This window comes from Comamonas sp. 14P8.1.4, from assembly GCF_057799285.1.
Genome location: NZ_JBYOKN010000036.1, coordinates 1 through 748, shown reverse-complemented (window position 1 = coordinate 748; position 748 = coordinate 1). Strand labels below are relative to the sequence as shown.

Here is a 748-nt window from a genome sequence, read left to right as displayed (position 1 = left end):
TGGGCGCATTGCCCATCAAAGCGCTGATGGAACGCAACCCCGGCGTGGACTGGAAGGCTGCGGACGATGTGCTGTACGGCTGCGCCAACCAGGCCGGTGAAGACAACCGCAACGTGGCCCACATGTCCAGCCTGCTGGCGGGTCTGCCCATTGACGTGCCCGGTGCCACCATCAACCGCCTGTGCGGCTCGGGTCTGGACGCCGTTGGCTCTGCCGCCCGTGCCATCAAGTCCGGCGAAGCCCGCTTGATGATTGCCGGAGGTGTGGAGTCCATGAGCCGTGCCCCGTTTGTGATGCCCAAGGCCGAATCTGCCTTCAGCCGCAACAACGCGGTGTACGACACCACCATCGGCTGGCGCTTTGTGAACAAGCTGATGAAGCAGCAGTACGGCGTGGACTCCATGCCCGAAACCGCCGAGAACGTGGCCGACGACTTCAAGATCGAGCGCGAAGCCCAAGACCGCATGGCGCTGGCTTCGCAGCAAAAGGCTGCCGCAGCCATTGCTGCCGGCCACCTGGCCCGTGAAATCGTGAACGTCTCCATCGCCCAGAAGAAGGGCGACGCCATCATCGTCAGCCAAGACGAACACCCCCGCGCTACCACTCTCGAAGCGCTGGCCAAGCTCAAAGGCGTAGTCCGCCCCGATGGCTCGGTCACTGCAGGTAACGCTTCCGGCGTGAATGACGGCGCTTGCGCCTTGCTGCTGGCCAATGGCGAAGCCGCCAAGCAATACAACCTGGTGCCCCG

The 748-nt window shown here is 63.9% G+C and carries 1 protein-coding gene; it reads left to right on the top strand.

Annotation, left to right across the window (positions count from 1 at the left end; translation table 11 throughout):
- A partial coding sequence (locus AC27VO_RS16515; RefSeq protein ID WP_488667806.1) for a thiolase family protein occupies nucleotides 1–748 on the top strand: 748 nt, incomplete at both ends.